This window comes from Curtobacterium sp. MCSS17_005 (assembly GCF_003234225.2).
GTDB lineage: Bacteria > Actinomycetota > Actinomycetes > Actinomycetales > Microbacteriaceae > Curtobacterium > Curtobacterium flaccumfaciens.
The window spans coordinates 1223937-1239923 of sequence record NZ_CP126258.1 but is presented as its reverse complement, the minus strand read 5'-3'; the positions used below and the strand labels follow the sequence as shown (position 1 = coordinate 1239923).

Below are 15987 nucleotides of genomic sequence, written 5' to 3'. Positions count from 1 at the left end.
TCACTCCCTGCCCGTCAGTCCCCACGCGTCCTCATCGGGCTCGTCGTGGACTTCATCGTACCCGCGGGTCATGTCCCCGACGGGGTCGGCGCCGTAGCGGTCACCGTCGCCGGACGGCGTCGGGGCCGGCGCTGCCGGAGCGGCCGCGGCGGGCGGCTCCTCGCCGCGGAGCTTCGCGAGCACCGCGGGCAGCTGGTCGGCGGTCACCAGGACGTCGCGGGCCTTCGAACCCTCGGACGGCCCGACGATGTCGCGCGACTCCATCAGGTCCATCAGACGACCGGCCTTGGCGAAGCCGACGCGGAGCTTCCGCTGCAGCATCGACGTGGAACCGAACTGGGTCGACACGACCTGCTCGACGGCCGCGAGCAGCAGTTCGAGGTCGTCGCCGATGTCGGCGTCGATCTCCTTGCGCTCGACCACGGCCTGGACGTCCTGGCGGTACTCGGGCTGCGCCTGACGCGTGACGTGCTGGACGACCTCGGCGACCTCGCCCTCCTGCACCCAGGCACCCTGCACACGGAGCGACTTGGACGAGCCCATCGGCAGGAAGAGCGCGTCGCCCTGACCGATGAGCTTGTCGGCGCCGGGCTGGTCGAGGATGACGCGGGAGTCCGTGACGCTCGTCACCGCGAAGGCGATGCGCGACGGCACGTTCGCCTTGATCAGGCCGGTGATGACGTCGACCGAGGGGCGCTGCGTCGCGAGCACCAGGTGGATGCCGGCGGCACGGGCGAGCTGGGTGATGCGGACGATCGACTCCTCGACGTCACGCGGCGCCACGAGCATGAGGTCGGCGAGCTCGTCGACGACGACGAGCAGGTACGGGTACGGCTTGAGCTTCCGCTCGCTCCCCGCCGGCAGGACGATCTCGTTGTTCTCGATCGCCTTGTTGAAGTCGTCGACGTGGCGGAACCCGAACGACGCCAGGTCGTCGTACCGCATGTCCATCTCCTTCACGACCCACTGCAGCGCTTCGGCCGCCTTCTTCGGGTTCGTGATGATGGGCGTGATGAGGTGCGGGACACCGGCGTAGATGGAGAGCTCGACGCGCTTCGGGTCGACCAGGACCATGCGGACCTCGGACGGCTTCGCGCGCATCAGCAGCGACGTGATCATCGAGTTGATGAACACCGACTTGCCGGACCCGGTGGAGCCGGCGACGAGTAGGTGCGGCATCTTCGCCAGGTTCGCGACGACGAAGCCGCCCTCGACGTCCTTGCCGACGCCGATCGTCATCGGGTGCTTCGACTTGCGGGCGGCGTTCGAGCGCAGCACGTCACCGAGCGAGACGATCTCGCGGTCGGTGTTCGGGATCTCGACGCCGATGGCGCTCTTGCCCGGGATCGGCGACAGGATCCGGACCTCGTTCGAGGCGACCGCGTACGACAGGTTCTTCGACAGCGCCGTGACGCGCTCGACCTTCACGCCCGGGCCGAGCTCGATCTCGTACCGCGTGACCGTCGGGCCGCGGGAGAACCCGGTGACCTTCGCGTCGACCTTGAACTCGGTGAGCACCCCGGTGATCGCGGCGACGATGTCGTCGTTCGCCTGGCTCCGCGCCACCGAGGGCGTTCCGGAACTCAGCGTCGTGGCGGCGGGCAGTCGGTAGGGCTTCGACGGGTCCTCGTCGGAACCGGCGGCGGCCGCGCTGAGCTCGGCGGCGGCGTCGATGTCCTCCGGCTCGTCGACGATCTCGGGCTCGGACAGCACCTCGGGCACCGCGGGACGGATGTCGGCCGTCGGCTCCGGCCGCGCGGGGACGTCGGTGCCGAACGCGCGGAGCGCCTGCTCGGCGTCCTGCAGGTCCTGCTCGACCGAGTCGTTGAGGTTGACCGACGCGGGCTCGGCCGGCGTGAGGTCGACGAGCCCGGCGGCGGCACCGGCGTTCGGGCTCACGGCGGGCACAGCGGGCACGACGGGGGCAGCTGGTGCGACGGCAGCGGCAGCCGGGGCGACCCCGCTGGCCGGGGGCAGCACGGGGCTGTCGTACGCCGGGTCCTCTTCACGCCCGGACTTGTTCCGGCGCCACCACGGCACGTTGTCGCCACCGGGTTCGGCGTCGGCAGCGGCCTGCTCGTCACCGAACCCGAGGTCGTCGAACAGCTGGAAGTCGGTGTCGCCCTTCTTGCCGCGCTTCGACGTGCGGGCGCGGGGGGCGGGCTCCGCCACGGCGTCGGCCTCGGGTTCTGCTGCGGGGGCCGGGGCGCCGAACAGGTAGGCGTAGAGCTCGTGCAGGCGTCGCCCGAGCTTGTTCGGCGGCGTCTTGGTGATGATGAAGAGCGAGAGCACCAGCAGCACGATCGCCACGGGGACGGCCACCCAGGCGGTCGCGATCGTGACGAGCCAGCCGATGACCACCCAGCCGAGCACCCCACCGGCGGCGGCCAGCGCGGGCATGCCGTCGGCCGCGCTCGGACGGCCGCCGAAGACGTGGCAGAGCGAGGCGATCGACACGATCAGGATGCCCAGGCCGATGCCGATCCGGGTGTTGTCGTGCACCGAGGCCGGGTGCCGGAACAGCCACCCGGCGAACACGATCATGATGACGGGCAGGGCGAACGCCAGGCGACCGAACAGCCCACCGAACGTGTACGCGTCGAGTGCGACGGAGACGCTGTTGGTCGGGTTGAGCCACTCCACGACGCCGCCGGTGATGGCCAGCAGGAACAGCAGGAACGGGAACCCGTCGCGCCGCTGGTCCTTCTCGAGGGTCTCCTTGCCGAGCAGCCGGAACATCGCGCCGACGCCGTGCGCCATCGCGAGCCAGAAGGTCACGAGCGGGTTCTGCTCGCGGAACACCGGCGTGGGTGCGGCCTGCGGCAGCTTCTTCGTCGTGGCCTGGGTGCGCGACGAACCGCGCGTCCCGTTGCCACGGGACGACGTGGACGCGCGCGAGCGCGTGGTCGACTTGGTGCCTCCGGCCATGGGCAGAACCCTAACGCCCGCTCAGGACAAACGCAGGAAGGCCCGCCGCAGCGTCCGTGACGGACGCTGGACGGGCCTCCCGGGCCGGACGGACGCGAACGCGAACGCGCGCCCACCCGCGGACGGGCCCTACGCCTCGATGACCACCGGGACGATCATCGGACGACGACGGTGCTTCGTGTTCACCCAGCGGCCGACCGTGCGACGGACGACCTGCGCGAAGGCGTGCGAGTCACGCGTGCCGTTGGCGGCGGCCTCGGAGATCGCCTTGGCGATCTGCGGGCGGACGTCGTCGAAGACGGAGTCGTCCTCGGCGAACCCACGCGACTGGATCTCCGGGCCGATCACGCACTGCCCGGTGGTGAAGTCCACTGCGGCGAAGATGGAGATGAAGCCCTCTTCCGCCAGGACGCGGCGGTCCTTCAGGTCGGCGTCAGTGATCTCACCGACGGTGGAGCCGTCGACGTAGACGTAGCCGATGTCCAACTGGCCGGCGACCGTCGCGACGCCGTCCTTCAGGTCGACGACGATGCCGTCCTGCCCGAGGATCACGTTGCGCGGCGGGACACCCGTCTGGATCGCCAGGTCGGCGTTCGCGTACAGGTGGCGGTGCTCGCCGTGGACGGGGAGCACGTTGCGCGGCCGCAGGATGTTGTAGCAGTAGAGCAGCTCGCCGGCGGAGGCGTGCCCGGAGACGTGCACCTTCGCGTTGCCCTTGTGCACGACCTTCGCACCGAGCTTGGTCAGCCCGTCGATGACGCGGTACACGGCGTTCTCGTTGCCCGGGATGAGCGACGACGCGAGGATGACGGTGTCGCCCTCGCCGATCTCGATCTGGTGTTCGAGGTTCGCCATGCGGGCCAGGACGGCCATCGGCTCACCCTGCGACCCGGTCGACATGTAGACGATCTGGTCGTCGGGGACGTTCTTCGCCTTCTTCGTGTCGATGAGCACGTTCTCCGGCACCCGCAGGTACCCGAGGTCGGCGGCGATCGTCATGTTGCGGATCATCGAGCGCCCCATGAACGCGACCTTGCGGTTCGCGGCTGCGGCGGCGTCGAGGACCTGCTGCACGCGGTGCACGTGCGACGAGAAGCTCGCCACGACGACCTTCTTGCGGGCGCGCATGATGATGTTCTCGAGCACCGGGCCGATGTCGCGCTCCGGAGCGGTGAAGCCCGGCACGTCGGCGTTCGTGGAGTCCGGCAGGAACAGGTCCACGCCGGCCTCGCCCAGACGGGCGAACGCACGGAGGTCGGTGATGCGGTCGTCCAGCGGGAGCTGGTCCATCTTGAAGTCACCCGTGTGCAGCACACGACCGGCGGGGGTCGTGATCGCGACGGCGAGGGCGTCCGGGATGGAGTGGTTCACGGCGACGAACTCGAGGTGGAACGGGCCGATCTGCTCGGTCTGGTCCTCGGCCACGACGAGCGTGTACGGCTTGATCCGGTGTTCCTTGAGCTTCGCCTCGACCAGCGCGAGGGTCAGCGTGGAGCCGATCAGCGGGATGTCGTCGCGGAGCTTGAGCAGGTACGGGACGGCGCCGATGTGGTCTTCGTGGCCGTGCGTGAGCACGACACCGAGGACGTCGTCGAGGCGGTCACGGATCGGCGAGAAGTCCGGCAGGATCAGGTCGACACCGGGCTGGTGCTCCTCGGGGAACAGCACGCCGGCGTCGACGATGAGCAGCTTGCCCTCGTACTCGTAGACGGTCATGTTGCGACCGATCTCGCCGAGGCCCCCGATGGGGACGACGCGGAGGGTGCCGGCTTCGAGCGGCTGCGGTTCGGAGATCTGTGTGGGCATTCGGTCCTACGGATTCGGGCGACGCGCGTGCTGCGCGCCGCGGTGTTCGCTAGCGGGTGGTGCCTGGCACCTTCGGTAGTGCACCGCCGGCCGCCGCGTTGCGGTCGGGGCGGAAGTTCGAGAAGTCGGCGCCGGGCACGTCGCGCACGGCTTCGAGGGAGGTCTCGATGGCGTACGCCTCGGAGTCCTCGGGGCCGACGAGCGGCAGTCGGACGCGCGGGCTGCCGATGCGGCCGAGCCCGTGCAGGATGTACTTGGCGGCCACGGTACCGGGAACGTGCGTCATCACGGCGCGGACGAGCGGCTCGAGTCGCTTGTGCTCGGCCGTCGCGGTGGCCAGGTCGCCCCGGTTCACGGCGTCGACGATGGTGCGGTACGGCGCGCTCGTGATGTTCGCGGTCACGCCGATCAGGCCGGTGGCGCCGATCGACAGGTGCGGGAGCACGTTCGTGTCGTCGCCGGAGAAGTACATGAGGTCGGTGTTGTTCAGCACCCGCGAGACCTCGGCGAAGTCGCCCTTGGCGTCCTTCACGGCGAGGATGTTCGGGTGCTTCGACGCACGCAGGATCGTGTCGTACGTGATCGGGATGCCGGTGCGGCCCGGGATGTCGTACAGGATCACCGGCAGGTCGGTGGCGTCGGCGATCATCCGGAAGTGGGTGAGGACACCCGACTGCGTCGGCTTGTTGTAGTACGGCGTGACGATCATGACGCCGTCCGCGCCGGCCTTCTCGCTCTGCTTGTACAGGTGGATCGCGTGCGCGGTCTCGTTCGAGCCGCCGCCCGTGATGATCTTCGCGCGGCCGGCGGCGACGGACTTGCCGACCTCGACCAGACGGAGCTTCTCCGGGTCGGTCAGCGTCGACGTCTCACCGGTCGTGCCGGTGACGACGATGCCGTCGGCGCCGGCGGTGATGCAGTCGTCGATGTGCTGCTCGACGCCGGGCCAGTCGACCTCGCCGTCGGCCGTGAACGGGGTCACGAGGGCGACGAGGACCTGACCGAAGGGATTCTCACGCGGGGACACGGGCACCAGCGTACCGGGGATGCGCGCGAGGACCGCCGTCCGTGTGGACGGTGGACCGCCTGCGGCGCGGCCGGGAGGCCCGGATCACCTCCGTCCTGCCGGTCACGCCCGGCGCGTGCGGGCGCTCAGGCGCGGCGCTGCCACTCCAGGAACCGGTAGCGGGTGCCGCCGTTGCGGGACTCCTGCCACGGGCCCTCGTCGGTGAGCGTCCAGCCGGCCGCCTCGCCGAGCGTCGGTGCGACGGTGTCGCCGGGCACGTCGACGTCGATCAGCGTCTCGGAGACGTGGTCGGCCGCGTCGAGTGCGGCGGCGTAGACCTGACCGCCGCCGATCACCCACACGGTCTCGTCGGCGCCGTCGGCACGCTCGAGTTCGGCCTGCAGGTCGTGCACGACCTCGGCGCCGTCGGCCGTCCACGTCGTGTCCCGGGTGAGCACGACGTTGCGCCGACCGGGCAGCGGCCGGAAGCGCTCGGGCAGGGACTCCCAGGTGCGCCGGCCCATCAGCACGGTCGCGTCGCCGGTCACCTGCTTGAAGTGCGCCAGGTCCTCGGGCACGTGCCAGGGCATGCCGCCGTCGGCGCCGATGACGCCGGTGGTCGAGCGGGCCCAGACCATGCCGATCATCAGACGGCGACCGCGGCCTTGATCGCCGGGTGGTGCTCGTAGCCGACGACGGTGAAGTCCTCGTACTCGTAGTCGTCGATCGAGTCGCGCGGACCGAGTTCGAGCGTCGGCATCGGGTACGCCGTGCGGGACAGCTGCTCCTCGACCTGTTCGACGTGGTTGTCGTAGATGTGGCAGTCGCCGCCGGTCCAGACGAAGTCGCCGACCTCGAGCCCGGTCTGCGCCGCGATCATGTGGGTCAGCAGCGCGTACGAGGCGATGTTGAACGGGACGCCGAGGAACATGTCGGCGCTCCGCTGGTAGAGCTGGCACGAGAGCTTGCCGTCGTTGACGTAGAACTGGAAGAACGCGTGGCACGGGGCGAGCGCCATGTCCGGCACGTCGGCGACGTTCCACGCCGAGACGATGAGCCGGCGGCTGTCCGGGTTGGTCGTGATCTGGTCGATGACCTGGGCGATCTGGTCGACGTGCTCACCCGAGGGGGTCGGCCACGAGCGCCACTGCACGCCGTACACCGGGCCGAGGTCGCCGTCGGCGTCCGCCCACTCGTTCCAGATGCGGACGCCGTGCTCCTGCAGCCAGGTCGCGTTGCCCTCGCCGCGCAGGAACCAGAGGAGCTCGTACGCGACCGACTTGAAGTGCACACGCTTCGTGCTGACGAGGGGGAACCCCTTCGACAGGTCGTAGCGGAGCTGCGCGCCGAACAGGCTGCGGGTGCCGGTGCCGGTGCGGTCGCCCTTCGGCGAGCCCTCCGTCAGGACCCGGCGGAGCAGGTCTTCGTAGGGGGTCGGGACGGAGGCGTCGGGCTGTACGGTCTCGCTGTCGGTCACACACAGAAGCCTACGTCGGTGTGAGTACCGTTGCGGGCATGCCCGACACGACGGAACAACCGCTCTCGATCCTGGTGGCCGGCTCGTCCGGGTTCATCGGGACGCCCCTCGTCCGCGCCCTGCGCGAGGCGGGGCACCACGTCACCACACTCGTCCGCCGCGAAGCGCGCACTGCGACCGAGTTCTGCTGGGCACCGGGGCGGCGTCCGCTCGACCCGGCGATCCTCGACGGTGCCGACGTGGTGATCAACCTTGCCGGCGCGAACATCGGCAAGCTGCCGTGGACGGACGCGTACCGCGGGGAGATCCGCAGCTCGCGCATCGACGCCACGGACACCCTGGTCGAGGCGATGCGGCACGCCGCCACTCCCCCGGCACTGTTCCTGTCGGGCTCGGCCTCCGGCGTGTACGGCGACCGGCCGGCCGACGTGCTGCAGGACGACGCCGCACCGGGCACGGGCTTCCTCGCCGACGTCTGCACCGCGTGGGAAGCCGCCGCGAACGCCGCTCCCGCCGGGGTCCGGGTGGTCACGCTCCGCACCGGCATCGTCATCGGCAAGGGCGGCGGTGCACTCGCGCCGCTCGTCCCGCTGACGAAGCTCGGCGTCGGCAGCCGGCTCGGCACCGGCGGCCAGCACTGGCCCTGGATCGCACTCGAGGACGAGGTCGGCGCGATCGTGCACCTGGCGACCGCGGCACCGGACGTGTCCGGTCCGGTGAACCTGGCGGGCCCCGAGCCCGTCGTGGCCGATCGCATCACGAAGCACGTCGCCGAGGTCCTGCACCGCCCGTACCTCTTCCGGATCCCCGAGTTCGCCCTGCGCCTGGCGCTGCGGCACGCCGCCGACGACATGCTCCTGTCGAGCCAGCGGATGGTCCCCACGAAGCTGCTCGAGTCCGGCTACACGTTCCGGTACACGCAGGCGGCGGACGCGATCGACGCCGTCTTCTGATCCGCGGATCAGCTCGCGGTCAGCGGTCGGTGGCGCGCGCCAGGGCGGTGCGCATCGCCGACCGTGCGCGCTTGCGGTCACCGGCGGCGTCGTAGACCACACCGAGCCGGTACCAGGCACGCCAGTCGGCCGGGTCCTGCTCGACCGCGTCGCGGTACCGCGGGAACAGCTCGTCGGCGGCGTCGCGGATCGGCCTGCCCGACGGCCGCACCGGGACGACGTCGTCCGGGGTGCCGCCCTCGGCCTCGAGCCGCGCGCCGAGCCGGGTGATGCGGACGCCGAAGCGGAACTCCAGCACGAGCAGGAGCGCTCCGATCGCGGCGACGACGAACAGTGCGACGCCGATGCCGATGCCGATCGGGATCCCGGTCGCGATGAAGGCGACGGCGCGCTGCCCGACGAGCACGATGTACAGGGCGAGCAGCACCGCCATCAACGCTGCACCCCAGAACGGCGAGCGGATCGTGCGTCCGGCCCGCTCCATCCGACCCACGGCGGTCAGCCGATGCCGAGGACGCTGCCGAGACCCACGGTGAGGCCCCGCGCCGACACCACGTTCGCCAGCGCCGCACGGATGCCCGCGACGTAGGCGACGTCGTCGTTGGTGTCGTGCCGGATCGTCAGCGTCTCGCCGGGGCCGCTCAGCACGACGTCCTGCACGGCCTTCACCCCGGGGAGCCGGAGCGAGTGGACGGGCACGCTGGCGACCTGCTGGCCGCGGGCGCGCTGGTCGACGTGCGGGGCGTCCACGGGACCGACCTCGCGCCGGGCGTCGGCCATCAGCTCGGCGGTGCGCACCGCGGTGCCCGAGGGCGAGTCGATCTTGCCGGCGTGGTGGGTCTCGACGATCTCGGCGGCCGGGAACCACGGTGCCGCGATCGTCGCCAGGTGCGTGCCGAGCACGGAGCCGATCGAGAAGTTCGGGACCACGAGCACCCCCTGGTCCGGACGTTCCTGCAGGCCGGTGCGGAGCTTCGCGAGCCGGTCGAGCGACCAACCGGAGGTGCCGACGAGCACGTTCGCGCCGCTCGACAGCGCGTTCTCCACGATCGCCGGGCTGAGCGACGGCACCGTCACGTCGACCACCAGGGCCGCGCCGCCGAACACCGACGGCGGCGCCTCGTGCGCGCCGTCCTTCGACGACAGGCGGGCGACGAGCTCGAACTCCGGGAGTTCCTCGACGACGGACGCCACGAGGCCCCCGAGACGACCGGTGGCGCCGACGACGGCGACGGGAGTGACCATGCGGTCCATCCTAGGATCGACGCATGTCAGTCGAGGTCAGGACCGTGCCGGCCGATCTACCCGAGGTCGACGCGCTGCTCGACGCGTACCTGGACGAGCGCGAGGCGACCTTCCCGAGCGCGCAGGGCACGTACTCGCGGAAGCGCACGCCCGCGGCCGAGTTCACGCCGCCGAACGGGGTGTTCGCAGTGGCGTACGACGACGGCGTCGCGGTCGGCTGCGGCGGCCTCCGTCGGATCGCGGACGGGGTCGACGCGACCGGTGCCGTCGACGTCCGGTTCGAGGTCAAGCACGTCTTCGTGGCGCCGGCCGGGCGCGGCACGGGCGTGGCGACGGCCGTGATGGACCTGCTCGAGCGGACCGGGGCCGACCTCGGTGCGACGAGCATCGTCCTCGACACGAACGACTCGCTCGTGGCGGCCGGCGCGATGTACCGCGGCCGTGGGTACCAGCGGGTCGAGCCGTTCAACGACAACCCGAACGCGACCGCCTGGTACCGCAAGCCGATCGCCTGACCCGCCACGGGCCTCCCGGCCGCACCGCCGCGGACCGGACGGGCAGCCGCTAGACGGGCTGGTCGACCGGCAGGCCGGTGCGCAGCTCCACCGGCAGGTGGGCCAGGTCGTTCAGCGTGACGACCTCGGCGGGTTTCGCCGACCGGATCCGGATGATCGTGAGGGCGGTGTGGGCGACGTTCGTGCCCATCCAGCGCCACTCGGGGGCCTGGAACGCCTCGCGCACGAACCAGCCGATCACGGCGTTGTGGGTGATCAGCAGGTCGTGCCGGTCCTCGCGCGCCGGGGTGAACCACTCCGACACCGCGTCGCCCATCTGGGCCTGCCCGGCGACGATCTCCTCTTCGGTGATGCCGCCGTACCAGCCCTGGTAGGCGTGCGGCATGTCCGGGGTCGGGCCCGAGGGGATGCAGTCGAACAGCAGTGTCGAGGGCTCGGGCTGGATCGACGGCAGGCGCTGCGACAGGAACGCGGCGGTCTCGCTCGGGGCCTCGAGCGGCGAGTGGTACACGCCGTCGAAGGGCACGCCGCCGAGGCGGTCCGCGATCAGGGTCGCCTGGCGCTTGCCGCGTTCGGACAGCTTGCCGTCCCGCAGGCCGTGTTCGGCGTCCTGGTGTTCGCCGTGCCGGACGAGGTACAGGTAGTGCGACATGTCCGTGCTCAGCTGCCGATCCCGATGGCCGCGGCGAGTTCGTCCTGCTGCACGGCACCGACGACCGAGGTGATCGTCGGACGGGTGAGCAGGTCGCGCGCGAGTTCGAGCACGCCGTCGGTCGTGACACCGTCGACCCGCTCGAGCGCCGTCGACAGGTCGGTGTACTCGCCGGTGCCGAGCTCGGAACGGCCGAGCCGGGTCATGCGGGCGTCGGAGTCCTCGAGCGAGAGTGTCAGCGCACCCTCGATCTGGCCCTTGGCACGCCGGAGCTCGTCGTCGGTGATGCCGTGGTCGACCATCCGGCGGAACTCGGCGTCGACGATGTCGATGACACCGGCGACGTTGTCCGGCGCGCAGCCCGCGTAGACACCGAAGGCACCGTTGTCCAGGTACGCGGGGGCGAACGACGACACCGCGTAGGCCAGGCCGCGGCGCTCGCGGACCTCTTGGAACAGGCGCGAACTCATGCCCCCACCGAGTACGGCGTTCAAGACGCTGAGCGAGGGACGGCGGTCGTCGCGCAGGTCGAGGCCCTGCGAGCCGCGGAGCATGCTGACCTGCTCGGTCGGGCGGTGCACCACGGTCAGCTTCGCCTCGACCGGGTCGGCCACGGTGTCGGGCGTGCGGCGCGGCAGCGGCTCGGCGTCGGGGGCGTCGTGGAAGACGCCGGCGACGAGTTCGCAGAACCGGTCGTGGTCGACGGCACCGGCGGCGGTGACGACGATGCCGTTCGGCGCGTAGTGCTCGCGGTAGTGAGCGAGCACCTCGTCGCGCTGGACCGCACGGATGCTGTCCGGGGTCCCGCCGATCGGACGGCCGAGGGGGTGTCCACCGAAGGCCGCGGCGAAGAACGCCTCGCCGGCGACGTCCGCCGGGTCGTCGGCAGCCATCGCGAGTTCTTCGAGGATGACCCCGCGCTCGACGGCGAAGGCGTCCGGTTCGAGCACCGAGCCGGTGACCATGTCACCGATGACGTTCACGGCCATCGGGACGTCGGTGTCCCGGACCCGTGCGTAGTAGCAGGTGTACTCCTTGGCGGTCGCAGCGTTGTGCTCACCGCCGACCGAGTCGAACGCGATGGCGATGTCGAGCGCCGATCGGGTCTCGGTGCCCTTGAAGAGCAGGTGTTCGAGGAAGTGGGTCGACCCGAACTGCCCGTCGCGCTCGTCACGCGAACCGACGCCGACCCAGAACCCGATGCTCGTCGACGCGGCACCCGGCACCGCCTCGGTCAGCACACGGACCCCTGAGGGCAGCACGGTGCGACGGACGAAGGCCCCGCCGGACGTCAGGAACGACGTGTCCGGGGCCCCGAGCGGCAGTGGCACTGGCTGGTTCATCGCAGACGAGCCTACTGATCCGTCGATGCCTCCCGCCCAGTTTCCCGGTCTCGGTCGCGTGCCACTCGAAGTGGGGTACAGAAAGTGTGGACAGACCGACTCGTCTGTCTGTCCTCCTTGTGCTACTGTTGGCCACGCCGGATCGAAAGCCCCCCTAAGTTCCGATCCGGCGGCTCGGGACATCAGTCCTGCGCGACCACCGAGTCCCCCCACTCCGGTCGCGGAGCCGATGAGTCCGAGGAGTACACGCTGTGACGGTCGATTCCCCCCAACCGGCCGTCCAGCGTCTCCCCGGCCCGAGCACGAACCTCGCGTCGCCGGACGGGTCGAGCGTCCCCCCGACTCCCCGTTCCGGCGGCGCGAAGGTCCGTGTCCTCGAGACCGCCACGCGGCTCTTCTACGAAGAGGGCATCCACAGCGTCGGCGTCGACCGTCTCATCTCCGAGGCGAGCGTCACGAAGGCGACGTTCTACAAGCACTACGGGTCGAAGGACAACCTGATCCTCGCCTACATCCGCACCCAGCACGAGCGCGTGCAGGAGCGGATGGAGCAGCTCATCGCCGACGCCGGCTCCCCCGAGCGGGCCGTCCGTGCGTGGGTCGCCGCGCTGGCCGACGACGTCAACGACCCGGCCTTCCGCGGCTGTGCGTTCCTGCACGCCGCCGCCGAGTACCACGACCCGCGCGACCCGGTCCGCCAGGTCGTCGCCGTGCACCGTGACTGGTACACCGAGCGACTCGCGACCCTGCTGCAGGAGGCCGGACACCCCCTGCCCGGCGACGGTGCCGACGAGCTCATGCTCGCGCGCGACGGTGCGATGGCCGGGGCGTACGCCGGTGACGCGATCGCCGCCACCGCTGCGCTCAACCGCGTGGTCGACCGGGTGCTCGCGGGCTGACGCCAGATCCGTCGCTTCCGCAGGGCGGTCGAGGCGACCGCGGTCGGCCGGGAGGCCCGTGGCGGGCCCGCACCGCGCCTCCAGGCCGTCACGTGCGAACTCCCACAGCCCCGCGCGCGCACCGAGCGCAGCCCGAGCCGGCGGGTGTTGGCTTGGGGCATGGCCAACGACCCCAACTGGAACCTGCCCGACGTCCCGTCCTTCACCCTGACGAGCCCCGACTTCACCGACGGAGGCGAGCTGCCCACCTCGGCACGCGGCTCCGACGTCGGCGGTGAGGACCGCTCCCCCGCACTCGAGTGGTCGGACGCACCCGAGGCCACGAAGAGCTTCGTCCTGACCGTCTACGACCCCGATGCCCCGACCGGCTCCGGCTTCTGGCACTGGAGCCTCACGGACATCCCGGGCTCGGCGACCTCGCTCCCCGCAGGTGCCGGCACCGACGACGCACTGCTGCCCGCCGAGGCGCTCCGCCGCCGCAACGAGTTCGGCTCGGACACGTTCCTCGGGGCCGCTCCGCCCGCGGGCCACGGTGTCCACCGGTACTTCTTCACGCTGAGCGCCCTCGACGTCCCCGTGCTCGAGGTCCCCGCCGACGCGACCCCCGCGGTCGTGGGCTTCATGCTCCGTGGGCACCTGCTCGGGCGCGCGCAGCTCATGGGCACGCAGGAGACCCCCACGGCCTGACCGGCACGCGGCACCGCGCGGCGATCCTTCGCGCACAGCGACAGTTCACGCGGCGCCGTGCCCGTGAGGTGTCGCTGACCGCGAAAGCACGCGTGGCCAACGCGTGGCACCTGCCCCGCAACGGCGAACGGCCGCCGCCCCGGAAGGGACGGCGGCCGTTCGTGCGTCAGGACGCGGCGAGGATCAGCCCTCGGCCGGGTCCTCGGCGTGGGCGCGGACCGTCTCGGCCGAGGTGGAGTCACCCTCGGTCTCGTCGGCCACGACCGGCGCGAGCGACAGCTTGCCGCGGTCGTCCACCTTGGTGACCTCGACCAGGACCTTCTGGCCGACGCCGAGCACGTCCTCGACGTTCTCCACACGCTTGCCACCGGCGAGCTTGCGGACCTCGGAGACGTGGAGCAGACCGTCACGGCCCGGGAGCAGCGACACGAAGGCGCCGAAGGTGGCGATCTTCACGACGGTGCCGAGGAACTGGTCCCCGATCTCCGGGTTGGTCGGGTTCGCGATCGCGTTGACCTGGGCACGAGCGGCCTCGGCCGACGGACCGTCGACGGCGCCGATGTAGACGGTGCCGTTGTCCTCGATCGAGATGTCGGCGCCCGTGGTGTCCTGGATGCCGTTGATCGTCTTGCCCTTCGGGCCGATCAGCTCGCCGATCTTGTCGACGGGGATCTGCACCGAGATGACGCGAGGAGCGGTGTCCGCCATCTCGTCGGGGGCGTCGATGGCCTCGTTCAGCACACCGAGGATGGCCGAGCGGGCCTCCTTGGCCTGCTTGAGCGCCGCGTCGAGCACCGTCGACGGGATGCCGTCGAGCTTGGTGTCGAGCTGGATCGCGGTCACGAACTCCGAGGTACCGGCGACCTTGAAGTCCATGTCGCCGAGGGCGTCTTCCGCACCGAGGATGTCGGTCAGGGCCGCGTAGCGGGTCTGGCCGTCGACGGTGTCGGAAACCAGGCCCATCGCGATGCCGGCGACCGGGGCCTTGAGGGGCACACCGGCGTTGAGCAGCGAGAGGGTCGAGGCGCAGACGGAACCCATCGAGGTCGAGCCGTTGGAGCTGAGCGCCTCGGAGACCTGACGGATGGCGTAGGGGAACTCGTCACGCGACGGCAGCACCGGCACGAGGGCGCGCTCGGCGAGGAAGCCGTGCCCGATCTCGCGACGCTTCGGCGAACCCACGCGGCCGGTCTCACCGGTCGAGTAGGGCGGGAAGTTGTAGTGGTGCAGGTAGCGCTTCTTCGTGACCGGCGACAGCGAGTCGATCTGCTGCTCCATCTTGAGCATGTTCAGCGTGGTGACGCCGAGGATCTGCGTCTCGCCGCGCTGGAAGATCGCCGAACCGTGGACGCGCGGGATCACGGCGACCTCGGCGTCGAGCGGACGGATGTCGGCGAGGCCGCGGCCGTCCATGCGGATCTGCTCGGTCAGGATGCGGCCGCGGACGACCTTCTTCGTGACCGACTTGTACGCGGCGCCGACCTGCGAGTTGGCGACCTCGGGCAGCGAGCCCGCGGTGACCTGCTCCGCGATGGCGGCCTTGACGCGCGACTTGAGCGCGTCGTCGGCGTCCTGACGCTCGGTCTTGGCGGCGATCTTGTAGACGTCACCGAGCTCGGAGAGCGCGAGGGCCTCGACAGCCGAGTAGACCTCGGGCGCGTACGGCGGGAAGACCGGGAAGTCCTGGATCTCCTTGGCCGACTGCGCGGCGAGCTTGGCCTGCGCGTCGACGAGGGACTTGAGGAACGGCTTCGCCGCCTCGAGGCCCTGGGCGACGATGGCCTCGTCGGGCTTGGTGGCCCCGCCCTGGATGAGGTCCCAGGCGTGTTCGGTGGCTTCCGCCTCGACCATCATGATCGCGACGTCCTCGTTGCCGGCTTCGTCCGTGACGACACGGCCGGCGACGGTCAGGTCGAACACGGCGTCGGCGAGCTGCGAGGCCTTCGGGAACGCGACCCACTGGTCACCGATCAGCGCGAGGCGCACACCGGCGATCGGGCCGGAGAACGGCAGACCGGAGATCTGCGTCGACGCGGACGCGGCGTTGATCGCCAGCGCGTCGTAGAACTCGTCCGGAGCGATGCTCAGGACGGTGATGACGATCTGCACCTCGTTGCGAAGGCCGTCGACGAACGACGGACGCAGCGGCCGGTCGATCAGACGGCAGACGAGGATGGCCTCGGTCGACGGACGGCCTTCACGACGGAAGAACGAACCGGGGATCTTGCCGGCGGCGTAGGAACGCTCCTCGACGTCGACGGTCAGCGGGAAGAAGTCGAAGCCCTCACGCGGGTGCTTGCCGGCGCTGGTGGCCGAGAGGAGCATCGTTTCCTCGTCCAGGTACGCGGCGACCGCGCCCTGGGCCTGCTGTGCGAGCCGACCGGTCTCGAACCGGACGGTGCGCTTGCCGTACTTGCCGTTGTCGATGACGGCTTCGGCGAACTTGATCTCGGGACCCTCCAAAAGGGCGCCTCCT

The 15987-nt window shown here is 70.8% G+C and carries 14 protein-coding genes; 4 read left to right on the top strand and 10 right to left on the bottom strand.

The window, feature by feature from the left end; translation table 11 throughout:
* From DEJ20_RS06025 to DEJ20_RS06005, 5 genes are all read right to left on the bottom strand, one after another.
* On the bottom strand, nt 1-2928 hold the full coding sequence (locus tag DEJ20_RS06025) for an FtsK/SpoIIIE family DNA translocase (protein ID WP_111235259.1): 2928 nt from the start codon (nt 2926-2928) through the stop codon (nt 1-3).
* A 129-nt stretch (nt 2929-3057) separates the two neighbouring features.
* A complete protein-coding gene (locus DEJ20_RS06020; RefSeq protein WP_110859274.1) occupies nt 3058-4734 on the bottom strand; it encodes a ribonuclease J in 1677 nt (558 codons plus the stop codon).
* Between the two features lie 49 nt (nt 4735-4783).
* On the bottom strand, nt 4784-5761 hold the full coding sequence (gene dapA, locus DEJ20_RS06015) for a 4-hydroxy-tetrahydrodipicolinate synthase (RefSeq protein ID WP_017885921.1): 978 nt from the start codon (nt 5759-5761) through the stop codon (nt 4784-4786).
* Between the two features lie 125 nt (nt 5762-5886).
* The gene (locus DEJ20_RS06010) at nt 5887-6387 is read right to left on the bottom strand and encodes a dihydrofolate reductase (protein ID WP_111235260.1); all 501 of its coding nucleotides are present in this window, start codon (nt 6385-6387) and stop codon (nt 5887-5889) included.
* On the bottom strand, nt 6387-7217 hold the full coding sequence (locus DEJ20_RS06005) for a thymidylate synthase (protein ID WP_111235261.1): 831 nt from the start codon (nt 7215-7217) through the stop codon (nt 6387-6389). Before DEJ20_RS06005 ends, DEJ20_RS06010 begins: the two co-directional genes overlap by 1 nt.
* A gap of 38 nt (nt 7218-7255) precedes the next feature.
* On the opposite strand from DEJ20_RS06005, the gene DEJ20_RS06000 reads away from it, so the two are divergent.
* Nucleotides 7256-8170: a TIGR01777 family oxidoreductase gene (locus DEJ20_RS06000; protein WP_111235262.1), complete on the top strand. Its 915-nt coding sequence runs from the start codon at nt 7256-7258 to the stop codon at nt 8168-8170.
* A 19-nt stretch (nt 8171-8189) separates the two neighbouring features.
* On the opposite strand, the gene DEJ20_RS05995 is transcribed toward DEJ20_RS06000, so the two are convergent.
* On the bottom strand, nt 8190-8654 hold the full coding sequence (locus tag DEJ20_RS05995; RefSeq protein WP_111235263.1) for a tetratricopeptide repeat protein: 465 nt from the start codon (nt 8652-8654) through the stop codon (nt 8190-8192).
* A 14-nt stretch (nt 8655-8668) separates the two neighbouring features.
* The gene (locus DEJ20_RS05990) at nt 8669-9415 is read right to left on the bottom strand and encodes a 4-hydroxy-tetrahydrodipicolinate reductase (protein ID WP_258377153.1); all 747 of its coding nucleotides are present in this window, start codon (nt 9413-9415) and stop codon (nt 8669-8671) included.
* A 23-nt stretch (nt 9416-9438) separates the two neighbouring features.
* Here DEJ20_RS05990 and DEJ20_RS05985 point away from each other — a divergent pair, with 23 nt between their 5' ends.
* Nucleotides 9439-9930 carry a GNAT family N-acetyltransferase gene (locus DEJ20_RS05985; RefSeq protein ID WP_111235265.1) on the top strand — a complete coding sequence of 164 codons (492 nt, stop codon included), beginning with the start codon at nt 9439-9441 and terminating at the stop codon, nt 9928-9930.
* Nucleotides 9931-9979: 49 nt separating this feature from the next.
* Here the strand turns inward: DEJ20_RS05985 and DEJ20_RS05980 are convergent, their stop codons facing one another.
* Nucleotides 9980-10582 carry a histidine phosphatase family protein gene (locus tag DEJ20_RS05980; RefSeq protein ID WP_027464756.1) on the bottom strand — a complete coding sequence of 201 codons (603 nt, stop codon included), beginning with the start codon at nt 10580-10582 and terminating at the stop codon, nt 9980-9982.
* An 8-nt stretch (nt 10583-10590) separates the two neighbouring features.
* The gene (locus DEJ20_RS05975; protein WP_111235266.1) at nt 10591-11925 is read right to left on the bottom strand and encodes a M16 family metallopeptidase; all 1335 of its coding nucleotides are present in this window, start codon (nt 11923-11925) and stop codon (nt 10591-10593) included.
* A gap of 251 nt (nt 11926-12176) precedes the next feature.
* On the opposite strand from DEJ20_RS05975, the gene DEJ20_RS05970 reads away from it, so the two are divergent.
* Nucleotides 12177-12824, top strand: a complete 648-nt coding sequence (locus DEJ20_RS05970; protein WP_110891918.1) for a TetR/AcrR family transcriptional regulator — start codon at nt 12177-12179, stop codon at nt 12822-12824.
* Between the two features lie 159 nt (nt 12825-12983).
* A complete protein-coding gene (locus DEJ20_RS05965; protein WP_111235267.1) occupies nt 12984-13511 on the top strand; it encodes a YbhB/YbcL family Raf kinase inhibitor-like protein in 528 nt (175 codons plus the stop codon).
* Between the two features lie 183 nt (nt 13512-13694).
* Here DEJ20_RS05965 and DEJ20_RS05960 read toward each other — a convergent pair whose 3' ends face one another.
* The gene (locus DEJ20_RS05960) at nt 13695-15974 is read right to left on the bottom strand and encodes a polyribonucleotide nucleotidyltransferase (RefSeq protein WP_110864729.1); all 2280 of its coding nucleotides are present in this window, start codon (nt 15972-15974) and stop codon (nt 13695-13697) included.
* Nucleotides 15975-15987: the final 13 nt, after the last annotated feature.

Bases quoted from the DNA above. Each gene is read 5' to 3' on its own strand.
- DEJ20_RS06000 (WP_111235262.1), top strand. From the start codon at position 7,256: ATGCCCGACACGACGGAACAACCGCTCTCGATCCTGGTGGCCGGCTCG.
- DEJ20_RS05985 (WP_111235265.1), top strand. From the start codon at position 9,439: ATGTCAGTCGAGGTCAGGACCGTGCCGGCCGATCTACCCGAGGTCGAC.
- DEJ20_RS05990 (WP_258377153.1), bottom strand. From the start codon at position 9,415: ATGGTCACTCCCGTCGCCGTCGTCGGCGCCACCGGTCGTCTCGGGGGC.
- DEJ20_RS05980 (WP_027464756.1), bottom strand. From the start codon at position 10,582: ATGTCGCACTACCTGTACCTCGTCCGGCACGGCGAACACCAGGACGCC.
- DEJ20_RS06025 (WP_111235259.1), bottom strand. From the start codon at position 2,928: ATGGCCGGAGGCACCAAGTCGACCACGCGCTCGCGCGCGTCCACGTCG.
- DEJ20_RS05965 (WP_111235267.1), top strand. From the start codon at position 12,984: ATGGCCAACGACCCCAACTGGAACCTGCCCGACGTCCCGTCCTTCACC.
- DEJ20_RS05995 (WP_111235263.1), bottom strand. From the start codon at position 8,654: ATGGAGCGGGCCGGACGCACGATCCGCTCGCCGTTCTGGGGTGCAGCG.
- DEJ20_RS05975 (WP_111235266.1), bottom strand. From the start codon at position 11,925: ATGAACCAGCCAGTGCCACTGCCGCTCGGGGCCCCGGACACGTCGTTC.
- DEJ20_RS06020 (WP_110859274.1), bottom strand. From the start codon at position 4,734: ATGCCCACACAGATCTCCGAACCGCAGCCGCTCGAAGCCGGCACCCTC.
- DEJ20_RS06010 (WP_111235260.1), bottom strand. From the start codon at position 6,387: ATGATCGGCATGGTCTGGGCCCGCTCGACCACCGGCGTCATCGGCGCC.